Raw genomic sequence first — 20,337 nt, 5'->3', positions numbered from 1 at the left:
GCGAACCCTGCGGGGGCTTGTTCGTCGGCCGCCCAGGTTCCGACATCCCGATGCCCGTGGAACCCCTCGCTACAACAACAACACAGCAGCCCGCCGTTTCCCTAGCATGGGCTCGACATGCCCGCCTGCCCGTACATCCCTGCCCAAGCTCCCGCCATCGCCGACTACGCCGCCATTGGCAACTGCCGCAGCATCGCCCTGGTCTCGCGCTGGGGATCGATCGACTGGTGGTGCCTGCCGCATTTTTCCGGCCCCTCGGTCTTCGCCGCGCTGCTGGACGCCGAGCGCGGTGGGCGCTTCGCGCTGGCCCCCTCGCAGGTGCTGCAGGTGGAACAGCGCTACGAGCCGCACACCAACGTGCTGCGCACGGTCTTCGAGTGTCCCGAAGGCGTGCTGGAGTTGATGGACTTCATGAGCCTGCCAGGCGTCGAGTCGAAGGTGGACGGCACGCCCTGGGTGCAGCAGGTGGTGCGGGTGGCGACCTGCCTGGCCGGTCGCGTCGAGCTGGCCGCGCAGGTGCAGCCACGGCCGGACTATGCCCGGGCCCCGGTGGACCTGGTCGCCTGCGGCGAGGGGCGCTGGCATTGCCTGGGTCCGGGGCTCGATCTCGAACTCGCGAGCACCTTGCCGCTGGAGATGCTGGGCGAGGGCACGCTCGGCGGCAGCGCCATGCTCCAGGCCGGCGAGCGGCACGTCATGCTGCTGCACACGCCGACCGGCGAGGATTCCGGTGGCGAGTCGCTGCAGGCGCGGGCCGGCCGCTTGCTGGAGGCCACGCTGGCCTGGTGGCAGGACTGGTGCGACGGCGGCCGCTACGAAGGTCCCGGTGTCGAAGCCGTGCTGCGCAGCGCGCTCATGCTCAAGCTGCTCACCTACGAACCGAGCGGCGCCGTGGTCGCGGCGGCGACCACCTCGCTGCCCGAAAGCGAGACCGGCTCGCGCAACTGGGACTACCGCTACTGCTGGCTGCGCGACACCTCGCTGGTGCTGGACGCGTTCACCGACCTGGGCCACGGCCGCGAAAGCGATGCCTTCCTCGGCTGGCTGCTGCACGCCACGCGCTGCTCGCGGCCGCGTCTGCGGGTCATGTACACGGTGCATGGCGAGACCGAGTTGCCCGAAGGCGAACTGCCCCACCTCAGCGGCTGGCGCGGCATCGGGCCCGTACGCGTCGGCAACGCGGCCTCGCAGCAGGAGCAGCACGACGTGTATGGCGAGGTCATCTTCACCGCCTGGGACTATGTCGAGCTGGGCGGCGAGTTGCAGCCGGACGAGAAAGAACTCCTGGCGGAGTTCACCCAGTCCGTCTGCCGCATCTGGCGCGAGCCCGACCACGGCATCTGGGAAATCCGGCTGCCGCCGCGCCACAACACGCATTCCAAGCTGATGTGCTGGGTGGCGCTCGACCGGGCGCTGGAACTGAACCGGTCGCAGGGGCTGCCCATCGATGTGGCGTGCGTGCGCGCCGAACGCGACGCCATCCGGCAGGACATCGAGACGCACGGCTTCGACGAGCGGCTCGGCAGCTACGTGGGCTACTACGGCAGCCAGGAACCCGACGCCGCGCTGCTGCTGATGCCCCGCATGGGCTACCTGCCGCCGAACGATCCCCGCATGCGCGGCACGGTGCGCTACATCATGGAGCGGCTGATGCGCGAGGACGGGCTCATGCACCGCTATCCGCCCGGCCCGGGTTATGACGGGGTGTCCGGTCCCGAGCACCTGTTCGTGATCTGCAGCTTCTGGTGCGTCGACTGCCTGGCGCGCGAAGGGCGCATCGAGGAGGCCGAGCGCATCTACCAGCGCGTGCTGGGGCTGGCCAACCACGTGGGCCTGTTCGCGGAGGAATTCCGCGAGGCGGACGGCACGCCCATGGGCAACTTTCCCCAGGCCTTCAGCCATGTGGGCCTGATCACGGCGGCCATGTCGCTGGCGCGGGCCCGGCGGGAACGCGGCGATGCCGCGTCGGCGAGTTCCTACAGCAAGTTCATCCGATGACGCCGCGCGCCGCTGCTCAGGCAGCCCATGATCGATGCACCATCCCCCGCTGCCCGCGGTGCGCGACGCGCGGGCGTTCTTTCCCTCTTTCGTCCCCGGAGCCCAGGTGCCCTGGCTGAAGCTGCTGCACATCAGCGCCGTGATCCTCTGGAGTGGTTCGCTGCTGTACATGACGGCCGCGATCGCCACCGCGGCGGGATCGGCCGCCCCCGTCGCGGTCGATCCCGTGCGGCACGGGGTGCTGCGCGCCATCTTCACCCTCATGGCCACGCCGGCCGCGCTGGTGGCGATCGCCTCCGGCACGACGATCTTCCTGCTGCAGGGGCCGGTGGCGCCATGGCTGATCGCCAAGCTCGCCGTGGTCGGCCTGCTGGTGCTGGGCCATGGCGTGTGCGGCATGCTGGTCCTGCGCACCGAGCGGCAGGCGGGCGCCGAGGGGACGGCTTCGCGCGGGGTGCGCGTGGTCAGCGGATGCGTCGCGGCCGCGTCGGTGCTGTGGCTGGGCGTGATCGCCTGGCTGGTGCTGGCCAAGCCGTTCTGACATGAACCACCCCGACGCGCCTTCGGCGCCTCCCCTCGAGGGGCGCCACCAGCGGCCCGGCAAAGCCGGTTCCGCGGTGGCCGCTGGAAGGGCCTGCCGCTGCGCGGCGGCGGGAGAGACACCCGCCCAAACCGCTTCGGCGGGGAAACTAGTCGGTCGTGTCCACGCCCACCGCGTGCTCGTAGACCAGTCGCCCGCCCAGGTAGGCCGCCAGCGCGATGAAACCGCCGGTGAGCAGCGACAGGCCGATGCCCCAGGGCATCACCAGCGAGCCGAGGTCGCTGCCCACGCGCACCAGCCAGTTCATGCTGGCCAGCGACAGCATCATCACCGCCAGCAGGGCATGGCCCCAGGCCGTGACGAGGCGACGCACGCGGCGAACCGTCAACAGGTCCACCAGGCCCGCCAGGCTGGCGATCCAGCCGCCCACCGCGCCGACACCGGCCAGCCACAGGCCAGCGCGGGCCCAGAACGGATCACCGCCCATGAGATAGGCCACGTCCACCGGCACCAGGGCCACCAGCGAGGCCACCGGGAAGTGGATCATCATCGGATGCAAGGGGTGGCCGGCGACGGCCGCTCGGCTCAGGATGGGCTCGGGCGATGGTGGCATCGGCCCATTATGGGTATCGCGCCGCCGGCCGTGTGGCTGCTCGCGGGCTGCGCCGGACCGCTGTCGACGCTGGACCCGGCAGGTCCCTCGGCCCACGCCATCGCCGTCGTGTGGTGGTGGATGCTCGGCGTGGCCACGCTGGTGCTGCTGGGGGTGGTCGTGCTCTGGCTGGTGGCCATGCGTTCGCGCCGTGGCCACTCCCACGAGCAGGCCCGCCGCAGCGGCCTGCGCTGGCTGGTGGGCGGCGGCCTGGTGCTGCCGGGCGTGGCGGTGGTCGCGCTGGTGGTGTTCGGCGCGCCCGCGGGCCTGCACCAGTTGCCCCTGCCGGATCCCGATGGCGGCGAGCCGCCCCTGCGCATCGACGTGCGCGCGCGGCAGTTCCAGTGGGATCTTCACTACCCCGACACCGGGTTGCGGCTGCGCGACGAGTTGCGGCTGCCGGTGGGGCGCACGGTGCACCTGCACGTGACCAGCGACGACGTGATCCATTCGTTCTGGGTGCCGCGGCTCGGGGGCAAGCTCGATGCGCTGCCCGGGCGCGTGCAGGTGGTGAGGCTGCGGGCCGACCAGGCCGGCGAGTTCCTGGGCCAATGCGCCGAGTATTGCGGCGTGGGGCACGCCCACATGAAGATGGTGGTGCATGCGATGGAGCCGCAGGCCTTCGCCCAGTGGATGGCGAGCAGGCCCGGCACCGCGCAGGAAGGGGTGGCGCGATGACCGGGCCGGACCCACGCGAGAGGCCGCCACGCGATCCGGTCAGGCTGCACGAGGAGTTCGAGGCCGTGTGGGGCAACCCCACGGGCTGGCGTGCGCTGTCCGTGGTGAACCACACCATCGTCATGCGCCGCTTCATGATCACCGGCGGCGTGTTCTTCGTCATCGCCGGGCTGTTGTCCATGCTGATGCGTTCGCAGCTGGCGCGACCCTCGCACGGGTTCATGGGCGCCGAGGCCTACAGCCAGGCCTTCACCATGCACGGCACGATGATGATGTTCCTGTTCGCGGTCCCGGTGCTGCAGGGGCTGGCCGGCTACCTGCTGCCCAAGATGCTGGGCGCACGCGACCTGGTGTTCCCGCGGCTGTCGGCCTTCGGCTACTGGTGCTACCTCTTCGGCGGCATCATCCTGTGCTTCAGCCTGCTGCTGGGGCTGGCGCCGGATGCCGGCTGGTTCATGTACACGCCGCTGTCCAGCAGCGTGTATTCGCCCGGCGTGCATTCCGACTTCTGGCTGCTGGGCGTCACGTTCGTGGAGATCTCCACCATGGCCGCGGCCATCGACCTGGTGGTTTCCATCCTGCGCACGCGCGCCCACGGCATGGGCTTGCAGCACCTGCCCATCTTCGCGTGGTCGATCCTGGTGAGCTCGATGATGATCATCGTGGGCTTCCCGCCGCTGATCCTCGCGTCCATCCTGCTGGAGCTGGAGCGCGCCGCCGGATGGGCCTTCTTCGATCCCACCCGCGGCGGCGACCCGCTGCTGTGGCAGCACCTGTTCTGGCTGTTCGGCCATCCCGAGGTCTACATCATCTTCCTGCCCGCGGCCGGCATCGTCTCCACCCTGGTGCCGGTGTTCGCCGGCCGGCCGCTGGTCGGCTACAGCTGGGTGGTGGTCTCGCTCATCGCCGTCGGCTTCCTCAGCTTCGGCCTGTGGGTGCACCACATGTTCGCGGTGGGCATCCCGGCGCTGGCGCAGTCGTTCTTCGCGGTCGCCAGCATGCTGGTGGCCATTCCGACCGGCATCCAGGTGTTCGCCTGGCTCGCCACGCTGTGGAGCGGCCGGCCGGTGTGGTCGCTGCCCATGCTGTGGATCGGTGGCTTCGTGGCGATCTTCGTGCTGGGCGGGCTCACCGGCGTGATGGTGGCGTTCGTGCCCTTCGACTGGCAGGTCCACGACACCCACTTCGTCGTGGCGCACCTGCACTACGTGCTGGTCGGCGGCATGGTGTTTCCGCTGATCGCGGGCCTGTACTACTGGATGCCGCTGTTCAGCGCCAGGCTGCCTTCGCAGCGGCTGGGGCACGTGGGCTTCTGGCTGACCTTCATCGGTTTCAACGGCACCTTCCTGGTGATGCACTGGACCGGGCTGCTGGGCATGCCGCGCCGGGCCTACACCTACCCCACGGGCCTGGGTTGGGACCTGCCCAACCTGGTGTCGTCGGTGTTCGGCTTCGTGATGGCCTTCGGGCTGGCCGCGGTGCTGCTGGACTGGGTGCTGCACTTCCGCTGGGGCCGACGCGCGCCCGAGAACCCCTGGCGGGCGGACACGCTGGAGTGGGCCAGTGGCATGCCGCCGCGCTCGTACAACTTCGCCAGCCTGCCGTCGCTGCCCACGCGCCACCCGCTGTGGGACCACCCGGACCTGCCGCGCTCGATCGAGCAGGGCCGCCACGAGCTGCCCCAGGCCACGCATGGCCGGCGCGAGACGCTGGGCTGCGACCCCGTCACCGGTGAGCCGCGCGAGGTGATGGTGCTCCCCGGCAACTCCTGGCTGCCGCTGCTCGCCGGGCTGCTGCTGGCCGGCCTGTGCATCAGCCTGCTGGCCAAGGCCTATCCCGTCGCCCTGGGGCTGACCGCTTTGGTCGTGCTGGTGCTGCTGCGCTGGTCGTGGGAGAACGGCGCCTACTCGCGCGAGGCGGCGGCCGTGGCCGACGAACTGCCCGAAGGCCTGCGCCTGCACACCCGCACGCAGGACGGGCCGGGCCTGTGGGGCATGGGCATGACCCTGCTGGCGGACGCGGCGCTGTATGCGTCGCTGGTGTTCGCGTGGCTCTACCTCTGGACCGCCGCGCCAGACTGGCGGCCGCCGGCGCGATCGCCCATCGGCACCTGGCCGCTGGCGTGGGCGGCTGGCAGCCTCGCCCTCGGTGCCGCCGTCATGGGCCGCGCCGTGCGGCGACTTCGCCAGGGCCATGTGGCCGGCCTGCGTGGGGGCCTGCTGCTGGCCAGCGGGCTGGGCCTGGCCGGCTGCATCGTGCTGGGCTGGCTGCTGCTGCAGGCCCCGCTGCAGCCGCGTGCCAGCGCCCATGATGCGGTGCTGGCCTTCACGCTGTGGTTCCTGCTGGTGCACGGCGCGCTGTCGACGGTCACCGCCGCGTTGCAGGCCTGGCGGATCCATGTGGAACACGTGAGCGTGGACGCGCCGTACGAGCCGGGCGTGGTCCTCATGCTGTGGATCTTCACCGCCGCCGCCGGTGCCGTCGCCTGGGTGGCGATGTCGCTGCTGCCGATCGTCATCGGGGGCTTCTGAGATGCGCCTGCCGCGCTTCGACCATCCGCTGCACCTCGTCGCCGGCCAGACCATCTGGCTGGCCTGGTTCGGCGCGGTGTACGGCGGCATGTCGGTGGCCTGCGCGGCCTGGCCGCAGGCGGCGGGCGCCGGGCCAGTGAATGCCATCAACCTGGCGCTGCTGGCGTTCTCGCTGCTCACCGCCGCGCTGCTGGGTTGGGCGACCCGGGCGGCCTGGGGTACCGCAGCTCGGGTGGGAGGCGGGCGCGAACGCTTCGTGGCCCGGGCGGCCGCCTTCCTGTACGGGGCGTCTGCCTTGGCCACGCTGCTGGTGGCGGCCCCGCTGCTGGCGCTGCCGCCCTGCCTGTGACGCCGCGCGGCCGCTGCAAGGATTTTCAGGTCCGTCCTACGTACTTCGGTCTCGCGACTGGCGATGCTCCTGGAGTGTTCTGCTGCCGGACCCCCAAGTGACCTTCGCTCCTGAAGAGAACCGCGCTGCGGTGCCTGCGGTGTCAAGACCTGTCCTGCAGCCCGCACCCCGGGTCTGGATAGCCGCCAGCCACAGGATCCTGTCCAACGAACACGGCAAGCCGCAGCGCTACACCCTGGTCGACGAGGCCAGCTGGCGCACGCTGGTCAGCCTGGGGCTGCAGCCGGTGTCGTTTCCGGCGGTGGCGCCCGCGCAGCTCGAATCCGCGCTGCGGCAGGTCTCGGGCGTGCTGCTCGGCGGCTCGGCCACCCACGTCCATCCCAGCCACTTCGGTGGCTCGCAGCAGGTCACCGATGGCACCTACGACCTGGAACGCGATGCGGTGAGCCTGCCGCTGGTGCGCCTGGCGCTGCGGCAGCAGGTGCCCCTGATCGGCTTTTGCCGCGGTTCGCACGAGTTCAACGTCGCCTGCGGCGGCACCCTGCACCAGGACCTGCGTGCGCGCACCGACGGCGTGCGGCACTGGGAAGACGCCGAGGAGTCGGTGGCGCAGCAGTACCTGGAACGCCACTTCGTGACCGTGGCGCCCGGCGGCGCACTCGAGCGGCTGGTGGGCATGCGGCGGTTCCCGGTCAGCTCGCTCCATTCGCAGGGCGTGGACCGCCTGGGCGAGGGGCTGGTGGCCGAAGCCCACGCGGACGACGGCCTGGTCGAGGCTTTCCGCTTCGGTGGTCACGACGGCTTCGCCTGGGGCTTCCAGTTCCACCCCGAGTGGGGCTGGCGCTGGCACCCGGCGTACGGACGGATCATGCAGGGCTTCGCCGAGGCCTGTCGCCAGCGCCGGGCGCAGCAGCGGTGCGACCAGCCGCAAACCTGTCTGTCCTGACGCGGCAGCCCGCGCCGCCGCCCACGCCTCAGGCCGAGAGGTCGATCAGTGCCAGCCCGCTGTCGCGGTCGCAGGTCTTGCGCAGGTAGCCGGGCGATTCGATCAGCAGCACTTCGAGCGTGGGGCGCACGAAAGCTTCCAGCACATGGCCGCCGACGCAGCTGCCGTCGCGGCGGCCGAGCACCGCGTGGGCGTGGACCTTGGGTTCGCTGCCATCCAGCGCGATGTCGCCGTTGAGGGACAACACCTCCACCTGGTCATCGACCGGCAGCCGGTCGTAGTCCTTGCGCTCCCAGTCGAAGTAGCCGAGCACGGCCCGCTCCAGCGCGCCGATGGCGCTGAAGCGGCTGGCGGTCAGGCTGTGCTCCCTGGCGAAGCGTTGCAGCGTCGAGATGACCTCGTCGCCCTTGTCGAAGATCAGCGCGATGGTTCGCTCGGGACCTTGGTTCAGCACTTTGGATTTCATGGGGACTCTCCTTGGTCGGGTAGGGCGCGCAGCAGCACCTCGGCCAGGTGCTGCACGTCGCGGCCGGTGCATTGGACGATCTGCTCGCGGCAACTGAAGCCATCGGCGATCAGCAGATGGTCCGGCGCGGTGTCGCGAACGGCCGGCAGCAGCCGGCGCTCGGCGCAGGCGATGGACACGTCGTACTTGCGCTCCTCGAAGCCGAAGGAGCCGGCCATGCCGCAGCAGCCCGTGTCGGGCATGTGCACGTCCAGCCCGATCGCCGACATCAGCTTGCCGCTGCTGGCGAAGTCGAGCACGGTCTTGGCGTGGCAGTGCGCGTGCACCAGCGCCGGCCGGCCCAGCGGGGCGAGGTCGAGCGCCTCGAGGTGCGGCTGCAGCAGGTCGGCCAGCAGGAAACTCTGCGCGCGAAGCCGGTGCGCCTGCTGCTGCCCCGGCAGCATCATCGGCAGTTCCTCCTTGAACACCGACAGGCACGCCGGCTCCAGCACCACCACCGGCGTGCCGGCGCGCAGGTCGGCGTCCAGCGCGTCGACCGTGCGCTGCAGGTGGGCGCGGGCCGCATCGAGCATGCCGAACTCGTAGAGCGGGCGGCCGCAGCACAGTGGCTGCCCGGGAATCCGCACCCGGTAGCCGGCGTGTTCCAGCACCCGCGCCGCCGCGTGCGCGACCTGTGGATGGAAGTGGTTGTTGAAGGTGTCCGGCCACAGCAGCACATCGCCCCGGGGCGCTTTCGCCGCGCGTGGGCGGAACCCGGCCCGGAAGGTCTGGCGGGCGAATGCCGGCAGGCGCCGCTGCGGCGCGATGCCGATCACGCGCTGTGCCAGGCGGGCCAGCGGCGGCGACTGCATGAGCGCATTGGCCAGCCCCGGGGCCACCGAGGCCCAGCGGGCCCAGCGGTCGATGTGGCCGAAGACGTGCGCGGCGAGCGGCCGCCGGTGCTTGCGGAAGTAGTGGAACAGGAACTCGGCCTTGTACGAGGCCATGTCCACCTTCACCGGGCACTCCTTCTTGCAGCCCTTGCAAGACAGGCACAGGTCCAGCGCCTCCTTGACGGCCGGCTCCTGCCAGCCCTGGCGCAGCACGCCCTCGGTCCGGTTGCCGTTGAGCATCTCGAACAGCAGCCGCGCCCGGCCGCGCGTGGCGTGCATCTCCTCGCCGGTGGCCTTGTAGCTGGGGCACATGGTGCCGTCGTGCTTGCGGCATTCGCCCACGCCCACGCAGCGCAGCATGGTGCGGCCGAAGTCCGAGGCGTCGCCGGCGAAGTGCATCACCGTCTCCACCGGCGGCGGGTCGTAGCTGGTGCCCAGTCGCAGGTTCTCGTCGGCGCGATAGGGCCTCACCACCTTGCCCGGGTTCATCAGCCCCAGCGGATCCCAGATGTCCTTGAAGTCCTCGAAGGCCTGGACCAGCCGGGGGCCGTACATGATCTCCAGCAGTTCGGCCTTGGACTGGCCGTCGCCATGCTCGCCCGAGATCGATCCACCCACGGCGGTGACCTGTTCGGCCGCCTCGTGGATGAAGCGGCGGAACTTGGCGATGCCCGGGGCGGTGACCAGGTCGAAGTCGATGCGCGTGTGCACGCAGCCCTGGCCGAAGTGGCCGTACAGGTCGCAGCCGTAGCCGTAGCGGTCGAACAGCGCACGCAGCTTGCGCAGGTACTCCCCCAGCCGCTCGGGCGGCACGGAGGCGTCTTCCCAGCCTTCCCAGGTGATGGGGGCGTTGGGCACGTGGGCGGTGGCGCCCAGGCCCGACTCGCGCACCTTCCACAGCACGGCCTGCACCTGGGGGTCCTGCACCAGTTTCATGGCCGGTGGCCGCTCGGCCGAGCGCAGCTGGTCCATCAGCCGCTGGGCGGCCGCGCAGGCGGCCTCCACCGTGTCGCCGCCGAACTCCGCCAGCAGCCACCCATGGCCATCGGGCAGCAACTGCACGCCCCGCGGGTGCAGGTCCATGGCGGTCATGTCGTGCACCAGCCGGTCGTCCACGCCTTCCAGCGCGATCGGGCCCGCGCGCATCACCTCGGGCACGTGGTCGCCGGCCTCGTACACGCTGTCGTAGCCCAGCACCAGCAGGACCCGCTCGCGCGGGTTGGGCAGGAGGCGCAGCCTGGCCTCCAGCACCACCACGCAAGTGCCTTCGGTGCCCACCAGCGCCTTGGCCAGGTCGAAGCCGTTCTCCGGCAGCAGCCGCGGCAGGTTGAAGCCGGAGACGCGGCGGGGAATGGGCGGAAAGCGGGCGCGGATCTCCTCGCCGTGCCGCTCCACCAGCTCACGCAGGCGGCGGTAGATCTCGGCCTTGCGGCCGCCCTCGGCCTGGATGCGGCGCCAGCTGTCCTCGTCGGTGGCACCGACCGTCATGCGAATCCCGTCCGAGGTGAGGATGTCCAGCTCGATCACGTTGTGGACGGTCTCGCCGCCCATCACCGAGTGCGGTCCGCAGGAGTTGTTGCCCAGCATGCCGCCGAGCGTGTTGTGGTTGTGGGTGGCGGGGTCCGGCGCGAAGGTCAGCCCCACCTGCGCGGCCTGGCGGCGCAGGTCGTCGAGCACCACGCCGGGCTGCACCCGGGCGGTCGCGCCTTCCGCATCGATCTCCAGCACCTGGTTCAGGTACTTGGAGAAGTCGATCACCACGGCGACGTTGCAGCACTGCCCGCACAGGCTGGTGCCGCCGCCGCGCGAGAGGATGGGGGCGCGGTACTGGCGGCACAGGTCGACCGTCGCGATGACATCGTCGACCGTGCGGGGGATCACCACGCCGATGGGCACCTGGCGGTAATTGGAGGCGTCGGTGGCGTACAGGGCGCGGCTGCCATCGTCGAAGCGCACCTCGCCGGCGATGCGTTCGCGCAGCGCGCGCGCCAGCGCCATCGCGTCGACCTGCGGGGCCCGGGTGGGGGTGGCGGTCATGCGAGGTAGCTCCGCGCGTCGGCCTCGCGCCATTCGAGGCCCAGCCCCGGGCGGGACAGGTCGGGCGCCAGCATGCCGCCGCTGGGCTGCGGTGCGCCATCGAACAGCAGGCGCTCGATGCGCTGGTGGTCGTGGAACCACTCCAGGTGCACCGCCGGCTGCACGCAGCAGCAGGCCGCCACATGCAGGGCCGGCGCGCAGTGGCTGGACAGCGGCAGGCCGAACGCCTCGCACAGCGCCGCCACCTTCAGGAAGCCCGTCAGGCCCGCGCAGCGGGTGGCGTCGGCCTGCAGCACGTCGACCGCCCCGGCTTGCAGCAGCCCCCGGAAATGCGGCAGCGCGTAGCCGTACTCGCCGGCACTGATGGCCATGCCGGCAGGTGCCCGGTCGCGCAGCAGCCGCAAGCCCTGCACGTCGTCGGAAGAGACAGGCTCCTCGAACCAGCGCACCTCGCAAGCGGCGAAGCGCTCGGCCATGTCCAGCGCCTGCTTGCGGGCGTAGGCGCCGTTGGCATCGACGAACAGCTCGCAGGAATCGCCGATGGCCTCGCGGGCGGCGCGCACCCGTTCCAGGTCGCGTCGCGGCTCACGGCCGACCTTCATCTTGACCATTCCCAAGCCTTGCTGCGCCCAGTCGGCGAGCTGCCGTTGCAGGGTGGCCGTGTCATAGCTGGTGAAGCCACCGCTGCCATAGGCCGGGATGGCTTCGCGCGCCGCGCCGCCGAGCAGGTGGACCAGCGGCTGGCCCAGGAGTTTTCCCTTCAAGTCCCACAAGGCCGAGTCGACGGCGGAGATGGCCATTGCCGCGATGCCGCGCTGGCCGAGGTTGCGCACCGCAGCCTGCATGTGGCTCCAGCGGGCGGCGGTCTGCAGGGCGTCGGCGCCTGTCAGCAGCGGCGCCAGCGTGTCATGTACCAGCGTCACGGCCGAGGTGTCGGCGTAGGTGTAGCCCAGGCCTTCGTGCCCGGCGGCGCTGACGCGCACCAGCACCAGGGTGGTCGAATCCCACGCGAGCGTGCCGTCCGACTCGGGCTGGTCGGTCGGCACCCGGCAGGCGAGGGCGCGGACCGCCTCGATCGGGGCCGCGCATGAGCTGGTCGTGGTCATGGGCTTCCTGGATGGAGGTGCACGAGCTTGCCGCCGATGCACTCGCCAGGACATGTTCGGCTCCCGTTGCGAGGGGGTCTTGTAGTCCCAGGCCGGCGATGGCCGCGCGCGGATTCCAACGGGCGTGCCGTGGGGGGTGCATGGACATCCGGCGGTCGTGCGCGATGCGGCTGGGGTGCACCAGGGCTGGCAAGCATGGCGGGCCGATTCCTACACCCGCGACCCCGGCTGCGACCGAGACTGCGAGGATCCAGGAGATCCCGCATGACCCCGACCCATCGCGACCCGGCCCAGGAGAGGCCTTCGGGCACGACGAAGGAAGAAGCCGAGGTGGCGCGCGCCAGCGACATCGAGCAGCAGCACGGCCGCGCGGGCAATTCGCACGACAGCGGCCCCGAGCCGGCGTTGCCGGAGGTGACCGCCGATGCCGTCGGGACCAGCGGCCACATCGTTGCGCACGAGGCCGCCGAAGCCATGGCCCCCCAGGGGCAGACCGGCAGCCCCGGAGCGGACGCCGACCGGGCGGCGGCCGAGCGCGGCGGATCGGATTAGGGGCTGGCGACGCGCGCCTTGACGTGCCGCGCCAGCAGGGGCGTGGGCGAACCTAGAATCGCCGCGCCACGGTTCTTCGTCTCCGCATGCCCGCACCCGAACACGCCTTCCATCACAACCTGTCGTACCGGTTGTCGATGCTGCACTTCCTCATCGGCCGCCGCATCGCCGAGGCCTATGGCGCAGAGGGTCTGACCACGCACCAGTGGAAGGTGCTCAGCGTCGTGTGCGAGTTCGCGCCGCTGGCGGCCTCGGAGGTGGAGCGTTGGGTGACGCTGGACAAATCGGCGATCTCGCGCGCGGTGAAGTCGCTGGTCGAAAAGAAGCTGATCACGCGCCGCGTGAGCGCGGCCGACGGGCGAACCATCGACCTGCTGCCCACGGCGTCGGGCCGCACGCGCAACGCCCGCATCGCGCAGCAGGTGAGCCAACTGCAGGATGCCCTGCTGGAACGCCTGCCCAAGCGCGACACCGAGCGCCTGTTCGCCGCGCTCGACCAGCTCGAGCAGGAGCTGCGCCTGGACTGAGGGGTTCCGGCCCCGTTCCCTCCGGGTTGCGGCCGAACAGGCCCTAGCTCGTCTTCAGGCCCACCTGCCGCACCAGCTTGCCGAACTTGTCCACGTCGGACGCGATGGTCTGCCCGTAGGCTTGCGGGCTGCTGGGTTCGGCGTCGAAGCCCAGGGCGGCCATGCGCTGGCGCACGTCCGGCAGCGCCAGCACCTTGCTTACCGCGGCATGAAGCTGATCGACCACCGGGCCCGGAACACCGGCCGGGCCCACCAGGCCCACGGAGAGCACGTACTCGGCCTGCGGAACGCCGGCCTCGGCGATGGTGGGCACCGAGGGCACCAGGGGCGAGCGCCGGTTCGAGGTGACGGCCAGTGCGCGCAGCTTGCCGGACTGGAGATGGCCGATGGCCGAGATGTCGCTCACCGCGAACTGCACCTGGCCGCCGAGTAGCGCGAGCGTGGCCGGCGCGGCGCCGTTGTAGGGCGTGTGCAGGAACTTGACGCCGGCCGCGCTGCCCAGCGATTCGGCCACCAGGTGCGAACCGGAGCCGTTGCCGGTGGAGGCATAGGTCACGGCACCCGGGCGGGCCTTCGCGTCGTCGAGCAGGTCCCTCAACGTCTTGTAGGGGGTGTCCGCGTTCACCAGCAGGAAGTAGGTGCCCGCGCCCACCTGCGTGATGCTGGTGAAGCTGCGCACCGGGTCGTAGCTCAGGTTGGAGAACAGCGCCGCCGAGACCGCGTGGGTGCCGGGGGCGATCAGCAGCAGGGTGTGGCCGTCCGGCGGCGACGACGCGACCTGGGCGGTGGCGATGGTGCTGCCGGCACCGGGCTTGTTCTCGACGATGACCGGGCTGCCCCACTCGAGCGCGAGCTTTTCCGCGAGGATGCGCGCGGCACTGTCGGATGAGCCGCCCGGCGGAAAGCCCACCACGATGCGCACCGTCTTGCTGGGAAAGCCCGTCTGCTGCGCGCGAACCGGCCAGGCACCGGCCGCGGCGGCGGCGGCCAGGGCGAGCAGCGCGCGCCTGCGGCCAGGCTGAGGGCGGGAGAGGGGCGTGTCCTGGTCCATGCGAGTCGGCTCCGGTGGGTTGAGGTGGGCGATCGCCGCGATTCTGGAAGCGGCGGGCGCGACCGGTCAATTGCTCGCAAGACCGGGGTTGAATTAGTTGCAGCCTACAACTAAGCTCGCGGAAGCTGCGTGCCTGGCAGCAGGAGCTTTCGATCTTGAACACGGTTCTGAACACCGCCGGCGCCGCTGCGCTGGCCGACGACGACCTGGTGCGTTGCGCGCCGGGCAGCCCGGGGGGCGACTACCTCCGGCGCTTCTGGCAGCCCGTCTATCACAGCGCCGACGTGCCCGCCGGCCGCGCCCTTCCGCTGAAGGTCATGGGCGGCGAGTTCACGCTCTACCGAGGCGACGACGGGCGCCTGCGGCTGCTGCAGGCGCGCTGTCCGCACCGCGGCACGCAACTGTCCACCGGCTGGGTCGAGGGCGACAGCCTGCGCTGCATGTACCACGGCTGGAAGTTCGCGCCCGATGGCCGCTGCGTCGAGCGCCCGGCCGAGGCATCCGCCGGCACTGATCGCATGGCGGTGCGGACCTGGCCCGTGCGGGAGTACCTCGGACTGGTGTTCGCCTGGTTCGGCGAGGGCGAGCCGCCGCCGCTGCCGCGCTATCGCGAGTTCGAGCAGTTCGACGGTCTGCTGGAAATCGACTCGTACGCGCGCGACTGCAACTACTTCCAGAACCTGGAGAACGCGCTCGACATGTCCCACGTCGGCTTTGTGCACGGCGACAACCGGGCCTCGTTCCAGGGCATCGGGCTGGGCAGTGCGCTGCGCGCCGACGAGTCCGACTGGGGCGTGACGTACACCTTCACCCGCACCGACGGGCGCCAGCGCGTGCAGCAGTTCGGCATGCCCAACATCTTCCACATGACCGCCTTGCCCAACGAGCAGGACGTGGACTGGCAGGAGTCGCTGTTCTGGTGGGTGCCGGTCGACGACCACCACCACATGCAGTTCAGCCTGCACCGCGTACCCATCGGGGGTGAGGCGGCGGAGCGCTTCAAGCAGCGGCGCCTGCAGCGCCGGGCGCAGATCGACCTGGCACACCAGGAGGTGTGCCGCGACATCCTGGCCGGGCGCCTGTCGATGCGCGACGTGCCGGCCGACCGCGTGGACCTGGTGCGGCTGCAGGACGACGTGGCGCAAGTGGGGCAGGGCGCCATCGCCTCGCGCGAGGCCGAGCGGCTGGGCCGCTCGGACATCGGCGTCACGGTGATCCGGCGGCTGTGGCGGCGCGAGCTGTCGGCCCTGCAGGCTGGGCGACCGCTGCGCCACTGGACGCGCACGCCGGGCATCCTGCCGCAGGTGTGGGGCCTGCGCGAAGACCAGGCCCACCCCGACCTGGCCCGCGCCGAAGCCGGTGCCACGGCCGAGATCCTGGACATCCGCCCCCACGTCGAGGTTCGCTACCAGCTGGCGCTGTTGCACGGCGCCACCGCGCTGGCATGAGCCGCACGGCCGCCCGAACGTTCATGGCTTCGCGGCGCGTCGGGCGCAGGGGCCTGCCGTGAGCGCGCGTGAACGGCCGGCGACTGTCGGGCCGGTGCTGACCCTGGGCGAGCGAGACCGCCGCTGGGCCGGCTTGCGCCAGTTGATGGCGCAGCGCGGCATCGACGCCATCGTGGTCGGCAGCTTCCAGGGGCGCGAGCGGCTGGAGTCCTACCTCGTCGACGACTTCATCGACGGCGTGGTGCTGCTGGACCATGCGCACGAGCCTACCGTCATCGGCTTCGCCACCGCCCGCATCTCGCGCGCCTTTGAGAGCGAGCGGCGCGGCTGGCCTGTGTGGACGAGCGACTACCGCGTGGGCAACGGCGCGGCCGGCGTGGTGAAGCTGCTGGCCGAGCGCAAGCTGGGTGCGGCCTGCATCGGCGTGGTGGGCTTCGGCCCCACCGCACCGGGCGAGGCCGACGGGTTGATTCCGCTAGGCGTCTGGCGCGTGCTGAGCGAAGGCTGCCCGCAAGCGCGCTGGGTGGATTTCACGCGCGACTTCACCGACTTCATGCTGGTCAAGAGTGCCGAGGAACTGGAGCTGCTCCGGTACGCCGCCCAGGTGAGCGAGCGCGCCTGCCAGGTGATGGCCGAAGCCTGTGTCCCCGGCGTGTCCGAAGCCGAGGTGTATGCCGAGGTCACGCGCGAGGTCCTGCGCAATGGCTGCGAACTGCGCTACCCCTTCCTGTCGCTGCAGTCCGGCCCCGACAACATCGGCTGGGGCGTGCCGCGCTGGACTTTCCGCGCAGAACACGCGCGCACGCTGGCGCGTGGCGACCTGGTGCAGGCGGAGATCCACACCACCTACGGTGGGCAGGAGGCGCAGGTGCAGATGTGCGTGGCGCTGGAGCCGGTGCACGACGACGTGCGGCGCTGCGAGGAGGTGGCCCGCGCCGCCTATCGGCGCGGCGTCCAGGCGGTGCGCCCCGGCGCCAGCTTCGCCGATGTGGCCCGCGCAATGGAGGAGCCCATCGCGCAGTCCGGCTGCTGGAGCAAGACCCCGCTGCTGCACACGCTCACCTTCGGCGGCACCGCCTTCACGCCGGTGAACCGCGGACAGCTGGCGGGCACGCGCGAGGAGCGCGTCGAGGGCGGGCAGATGCCCGGTGTGCGGCGCGGCGAGCTGGTGCTGCGCGAAGGCATGGGGCTGGAGCTCGAACCCAACGCCTGCCTGGGCATGCGCCGCGTGAACATCGGCGCCGGGGTGGTCGTCTCGGCCGGGGGCGCAGTCGAGCTGAACGAGCTGCCGACGCGGGTTTTCTACCGAGCTTGACGGGCCGCCCACCCGGCACGTGCGCACGCGTGCGATGGCCTGCCTCGGGCTCGACGGCACCGCCCTGGAGGCGGCGCAGTTCCATGCCGCGACCTATCCGGGCAGCGCCGTGGGCGGTCTTTTGGCGCTGCCTCGATCGTCGCGGGATCGATCTTCGTCGTCGGCATCATGGCGGGCAGTCGCCGCGCGTCAGTCCACCGCCCGCCGCGCCTGATCCATCCGGGCGATGAGATCGTTCAAGACCCCGAAGGCCACCGGCTTCGTGAAGTGATGGTCGAAGCCCGCTTCCTGCGAGCGCTCGCGGTCTTCCTTGGCGCCCCAGCCGGTGATGGCGGCGAGCCGCGTCGAGCGCAGCTGGGGCACCTCCCGGATCGCCTTGGCCAGTTCGTAGCCGCTCATGCCGGGCATGCCGATGTCGAGCAGGGCCAGGTCCGGCACGAAGGATCGCGCCAGGTCCAGCGCGCTCGCGCCGTCGTGGGCGGTGCGCACCTCGTGGCCCTGGCTGCGCACGAGCTCCTTGAGCAGTTCGGCCGCGTCCTGGTTGTCGTCGGCCACCAGGATCCGCAGGGGACGCTGCCTGGCGGTGTCCCGGGGGCGGGACGGCTGCGCGGTCTCGGCAGGCGCTGGTCCGGGCAGCGCCAACGGCAGCCGGATGGTGACGGTGGCGCCTTGCCCGGGCCCCGGACTGGTCACGCCCACCGTTCCGCCATGCTTCTCGGTCAGGCTCCTGACCAGCGACAAGCCGATGCCCAGGCCGCCTTGCGCGTGGCCACCTGCTTCGCTGGCCTGCGTGAAGAGGTCGAAGATGTGCGGCAGCGCGTCGGGCGAAATGCCCACCCCGTTGTCGGCCACCACGATCATCGCCTCACCGCGCTCGCGCCGGACGGACAACTCGATCGTTCCGTGGTCGGGGGTGTACTTGCGCGCGTTCGTCAGCACGTTGCCGATCACCTGCGCGATGCGGTGGGCATCGGCATCGAGCCAGATCGCATCGTCGGGCATGCGCACGCGCAAGTCCTGGTGCTTGGCCTCGATGCCGGGCAGGGCCGCTTCCACCGCCGTGTGGACGATCTGCCTGAGCGGTACCAGCGCCTTGCGCAGTTCGATCTTCCCGGTGCTGATGCGGGCCACGTCGAGCAGGTCGTCCACCAGATGGACGAGGTGGTCCAGCTGCCGCTCGATGATCTGTCGGCTCTTGGCGGCTATCGCAGGATCGCCGCTGATGCGCATCAGGTCGAGGCCGGTGCGGATGGGGGCCAGCGGATTGCGCAGCTCATGCGCCAGCGTGGCAAGGAATTCACTCTGGCGCCGATTGGCCTCGGCCAGGTTGGCGGCGAGCTGGCGAAGCTCTTCCTCGGCCCGCTTGCGCTCGGTGACGTCGCTGCCCTCCGCGAAGATGCCGGCGATGACGCCTCGGGTGTCGCGGATCGGCTGGAACACGAAGTCGACGAAGCGCTCTTCGAGCGGGCCGTCCGGGACGCGCTGCAGCTTGATCGGCATCGAGTGCCCGACAAAGGGCTCGCCGCTGTCGAAGACGCGGTCGAGCAACTGGATGAAGCCTTGCTCCGCCACCTCGGGCAGGGCCTCGCGCACCGGCTTGCCCAGCACCGGCCGGTGGCCCACGAGCTGCGAGTAGGCGTCGTTGGTGAGGTCGAACACGTAGTCGCGCCCACGCAGGATGGCCATGAAACCAGGTGCCTGGTCGAACAAGGTGCGGAAGCGCTCGTTCTCGGCGTCGCGGTAGGCCTCGGCGATGACCTGGTCGGTCGTCTCCACGCAGGCGCAATACATGCCCGCCACGCCGCCGCTTTCATCCCGCAGCGGTGAATAGGAGAAGGTGAACCAGGCGGGCTCGTCATAGCCGTGCCGGTGCATGGTCAACGGCAGGTTCTCGTGGAAGACCGCCTGCCCGGCCAGGGCCTGCTCGACCAGTGGCAGCACATCGCTCCAGATCTCGGCCCAGACTTCGTCGAAGCGGTGGCCGAGCGACGCCGGGTGCTTGGCGCCGAGGATCTCGGCGTACGCGTCGTTGTACAGCAGGCACAGCTGCGGGCCCCAGGCGAGGAACATCGGGAACTTGCTGCCGAGCATCAGCTGCACGACGGTTCGCAATGATTGCGGCCACGCCGATGGATGGCCCAGGCAGGAGCCGGACCAGTCGTGGCGGCGCATCAGCGCGCCCACTTCGCCGCCGCCATCGAGGAATGCAGGCACGACGGCTTGTGCTGGATCGGATTTCATTCGGTTCGTGAAGCAATGGACCGTGAGCGGGAGGGCAAACCCTTGCAGGCCCTCGCAAGCCGCTGACGGGCGCGGCAAGGCCACGCCGGTGAGCCTCACGGCGCAGGATGCGGTGGCCGCCCCGGCGCTTGCGTAGGACAAGCGCCACAGCCGGTGGCCGCTAACGGGTCAAGGCGTCCAGGATTCCGGCGTACCAGGCGCAACCCAGGCCGAGCCGCTCGTCCAGCTCATCTTCCCGCGTCTGCATGTCGAAGCTGGCCGAATGCACGCCGAGCAGCGTCCAGGGAAAGGCCGAGCCGGGGGCGGTGTTGCGCATGACGACGGGGGCGCCACTGGTGCCCCGGTGGGTGCGGGCATCGGTGAGGAAATAGCCCTGCCCCTGGAAGCGGATGCCGTAGGCCGAGGCGATGCTGCCGCTGCGCACCACCGGCAGGTAATGGCGCGTGTCGAAGAAGCTCAGCGGAAAGCCGACCACCAGCACCGGCGCGCCCGGCGGCAGGGCCGCATCGGCGGCCGCGCAGAGCTCGGGCCGGAACGGATGCATCACGGCCGAGGCCGGCAGCACGTCTCGCTCCAGCTCGATGGCCGCGACGTCCACCGCGCCGCCCGAATCCACGCCTTCGCGCCACTGGGACACGCCGTCACGGTAGAGCAGCACCGACAGCGTGGCCCAGGCCGTGAGGTCGGCGGCGTCGGTGTGGACGATGAACTCGATGCGGTCCGGTCGGTGGCCACCGGCGTCGTCCAGGAAGACGTGGCGGCTGGTCACCAGGAAGAGGCGGTGCGCCCGCTCGTAGAAGAAGCCGCTGGCGTCGGTCAGGCGCAAGGGGCCCGAATAGGTCGTGATGCGGGCGGCGCAGAAGAGGAGTGGGTCGATCACAGGGTGGCCATGGGTGTGCCAGGTGCGGCGGGTACCGCAGCATGGCATGAAGTCGCGCCGCTCTGGTCCGGCGGCCCGCGCTTCATGTGGGGCATCGACGCCACGCGACCACATCGCGCGATGCGGCGACGCCGCGCCCGCCCACCC

At 70.9% G+C, this 20,337-nt stretch carries 17 protein-coding genes; 10 read left to right on the top strand and 7 right to left on the bottom strand.

Annotated features, from left to right (window positions below):
* Nucleotides 1-117: 117 nt before the first annotated feature.
* Together JI739_RS03150 and JI739_RS03145 are read left to right on the top strand one after the other, a co-directional pair.
* Nucleotides 118-1,998, top strand: coding sequence for a glycoside hydrolase family 15 protein (locus JI739_RS03150; RefSeq protein ID WP_201682377.1), 1,881 nt, complete (start codon nt 118-120; stop codon nt 1,996-1,998).
* A gap of 34 nt (nt 1,999-2,032) precedes the next feature.
* On the top strand, nt 2,033-2,539 hold the full coding sequence (locus JI739_RS03145; protein ID WP_201682376.1) for a CopD family protein: 507 nt from the start codon (nt 2,033-2,035) through the stop codon (nt 2,537-2,539).
* 148 nt (nt 2,540-2,687) lie between these two features.
* On the opposite strand, the gene JI739_RS03140 is transcribed toward JI739_RS03145, so the two are convergent.
* On the bottom strand, nt 2,688-3,152 hold the full coding sequence (locus JI739_RS03140; RefSeq protein ID WP_201682375.1) for a DUF2231 domain-containing protein: 465 nt from the start codon (nt 3,150-3,152) through the stop codon (nt 2,688-2,690).
* A gap of 9 nt (nt 3,153-3,161) precedes the next feature.
* Between JI739_RS03140 and coxB the strand changes: the two genes are divergently transcribed.
* The 4 genes from coxB (at nt 3,162) to JI739_RS03120 (ending at nt 7,695) form a co-directional block, all read left to right on the top strand.
* A complete protein-coding gene (gene coxB, locus JI739_RS03135; protein ID WP_201682374.1) occupies nt 3,162-3,869 on the top strand; it encodes a cytochrome c oxidase subunit II in 708 nt (235 codons plus the stop codon).
* The gene (ctaD, locus tag JI739_RS03130; protein WP_201682373.1) at nt 3,866-6,400 is read left to right on the top strand and encodes a cytochrome c oxidase subunit I; all 2,535 of its coding nucleotides are present in this window, start codon (nt 3,866-3,868) and stop codon (nt 6,398-6,400) included. Before coxB ends, ctaD begins: the two co-directional genes overlap by 4 nt.
* A gap of 1 nt (nt 6,401) precedes the next feature.
* Entirely contained in the window at nt 6,402-6,749 is a 348-nt protein-coding gene (locus JI739_RS03125) for a hypothetical protein (protein ID WP_201682372.1), read from the top strand.
* A gap of 139 nt (nt 6,750-6,888) precedes the next feature.
* The gene (locus JI739_RS03120; protein ID WP_201682371.1) at nt 6,889-7,695 is read left to right on the top strand and encodes a gamma-glutamyl-gamma-aminobutyrate hydrolase family protein; all 807 of its coding nucleotides are present in this window, start codon (nt 6,889-6,891) and stop codon (nt 7,693-7,695) included.
* A 28-nt stretch (nt 7,696-7,723) separates the two neighbouring features.
* Here JI739_RS03120 and JI739_RS03115 read toward each other — a convergent pair whose 3' ends face one another.
* The 3 genes from JI739_RS03115 to JI739_RS03105 are packed head-to-tail and all read right to left on the bottom strand — an operon-like array spanning nt 7,724 to nt 12,176.
* Nucleotides 7,724-8,161: a PPC domain-containing DNA-binding protein gene (locus JI739_RS03115; RefSeq protein ID WP_201682370.1), complete on the bottom strand. Its 438-nt coding sequence runs from the start codon at nt 8,159-8,161 to the stop codon at nt 7,724-7,726.
* Nucleotides 8,158-11,070: an FAD-binding and (Fe-S)-binding domain-containing protein gene (locus tag JI739_RS03110; RefSeq protein WP_236589039.1), complete on the bottom strand. Its 2,913-nt coding sequence runs from the start codon at nt 11,068-11,070 to the stop codon at nt 8,158-8,160. Before JI739_RS03110 ends, JI739_RS03115 begins: the two co-directional genes overlap by 4 nt.
* Nucleotides 11,067-12,176, bottom strand: coding sequence for an enolase C-terminal domain-like protein (locus JI739_RS03105; RefSeq protein WP_201682368.1), 1,110 nt, complete (start codon nt 12,174-12,176; stop codon nt 11,067-11,069). Before JI739_RS03105 ends, JI739_RS03110 begins: the two co-directional genes overlap by 4 nt.
* A gap of 264 nt (nt 12,177-12,440) precedes the next feature.
* Here JI739_RS03105 and JI739_RS03100 point away from each other — a divergent pair, with 264 nt between their 5' ends.
* Together JI739_RS03100 and JI739_RS03095 are read left to right on the top strand one after the other, a co-directional pair.
* Nucleotides 12,441-12,728 (top strand): hypothetical protein, encoded by a 288-nt coding sequence (locus JI739_RS03100; RefSeq protein WP_201682367.1) that lies wholly within the window; start codon nt 12,441-12,443, stop codon nt 12,726-12,728.
* Between the two features lie 86 nt (nt 12,729-12,814).
* Complete coding sequence (locus JI739_RS03095; RefSeq protein WP_201682366.1) at nt 12,815-13,255, top strand: MarR family winged helix-turn-helix transcriptional regulator; 441 nt, start codon at nt 12,815-12,817, stop codon at nt 13,253-13,255.
* 43 nt (nt 13,256-13,298) lie between these two features.
* On the opposite strand, the gene JI739_RS03090 is transcribed toward JI739_RS03095, so the two are convergent.
* Nucleotides 13,299-14,306, bottom strand: coding sequence for a Bug family tripartite tricarboxylate transporter substrate binding protein (locus tag JI739_RS03090; RefSeq protein WP_201682365.1), 1,008 nt, complete (start codon nt 14,304-14,306; stop codon nt 13,299-13,301).
* A gap of 155 nt (nt 14,307-14,461) precedes the next feature.
* On the opposite strand from JI739_RS03090, the gene JI739_RS03085 reads away from it, so the two are divergent.
* Together JI739_RS03085 and JI739_RS24810 are read left to right on the top strand one after the other, a co-directional pair.
* Nucleotides 14,462-15,754, top strand: a complete 1,293-nt coding sequence (locus tag JI739_RS03085; RefSeq protein WP_201682364.1) for a Rieske 2Fe-2S domain-containing protein — start codon at nt 14,462-14,464, stop codon at nt 15,752-15,754.
* A gap of 58 nt (nt 15,755-15,812) precedes the next feature.
* Nucleotides 15,813-17,069, top strand: coding sequence for a M24 family metallopeptidase (locus JI739_RS24810; RefSeq protein ID WP_201682363.1), 1,257 nt, complete (start codon nt 15,813-15,815; stop codon nt 17,067-17,069).
* Nucleotides 17,070-17,258: 189 nt separating this feature from the next.
* Here JI739_RS24810 and JI739_RS03075 read toward each other — a convergent pair whose 3' ends face one another.
* Complete coding sequence (locus tag JI739_RS03075) at nt 17,259-19,310, bottom strand: PAS domain-containing hybrid sensor histidine kinase/response regulator (protein WP_201682362.1); 2,052 nt, start codon at nt 19,308-19,310, stop codon at nt 17,259-17,261.
* Nucleotides 19,311-19,470: 160 nt separating this feature from the next.
* Nucleotides 19,471-20,190 (bottom strand): S1 family peptidase, encoded by a 720-nt coding sequence (locus tag JI739_RS03070; protein WP_201682361.1) that lies wholly within the window; start codon nt 20,188-20,190, stop codon nt 19,471-19,473.
* Nucleotides 20,191-20,337 lie beyond the last annotated feature (147 nt).

Origin of the sequence: Ramlibacter aurantiacus, from assembly GCF_016722895.1 — a bacterium.
GTDB classification, from domain to species: domain Bacteria; phylum Pseudomonadota; class Gammaproteobacteria; order Burkholderiales; family Burkholderiaceae_C; genus Ramlibacter; species Ramlibacter aurantiacus.
Note: the sequence above shows the minus strand (reverse complement) of the source record. Positions and strands in the feature narration are given on the sequence as shown.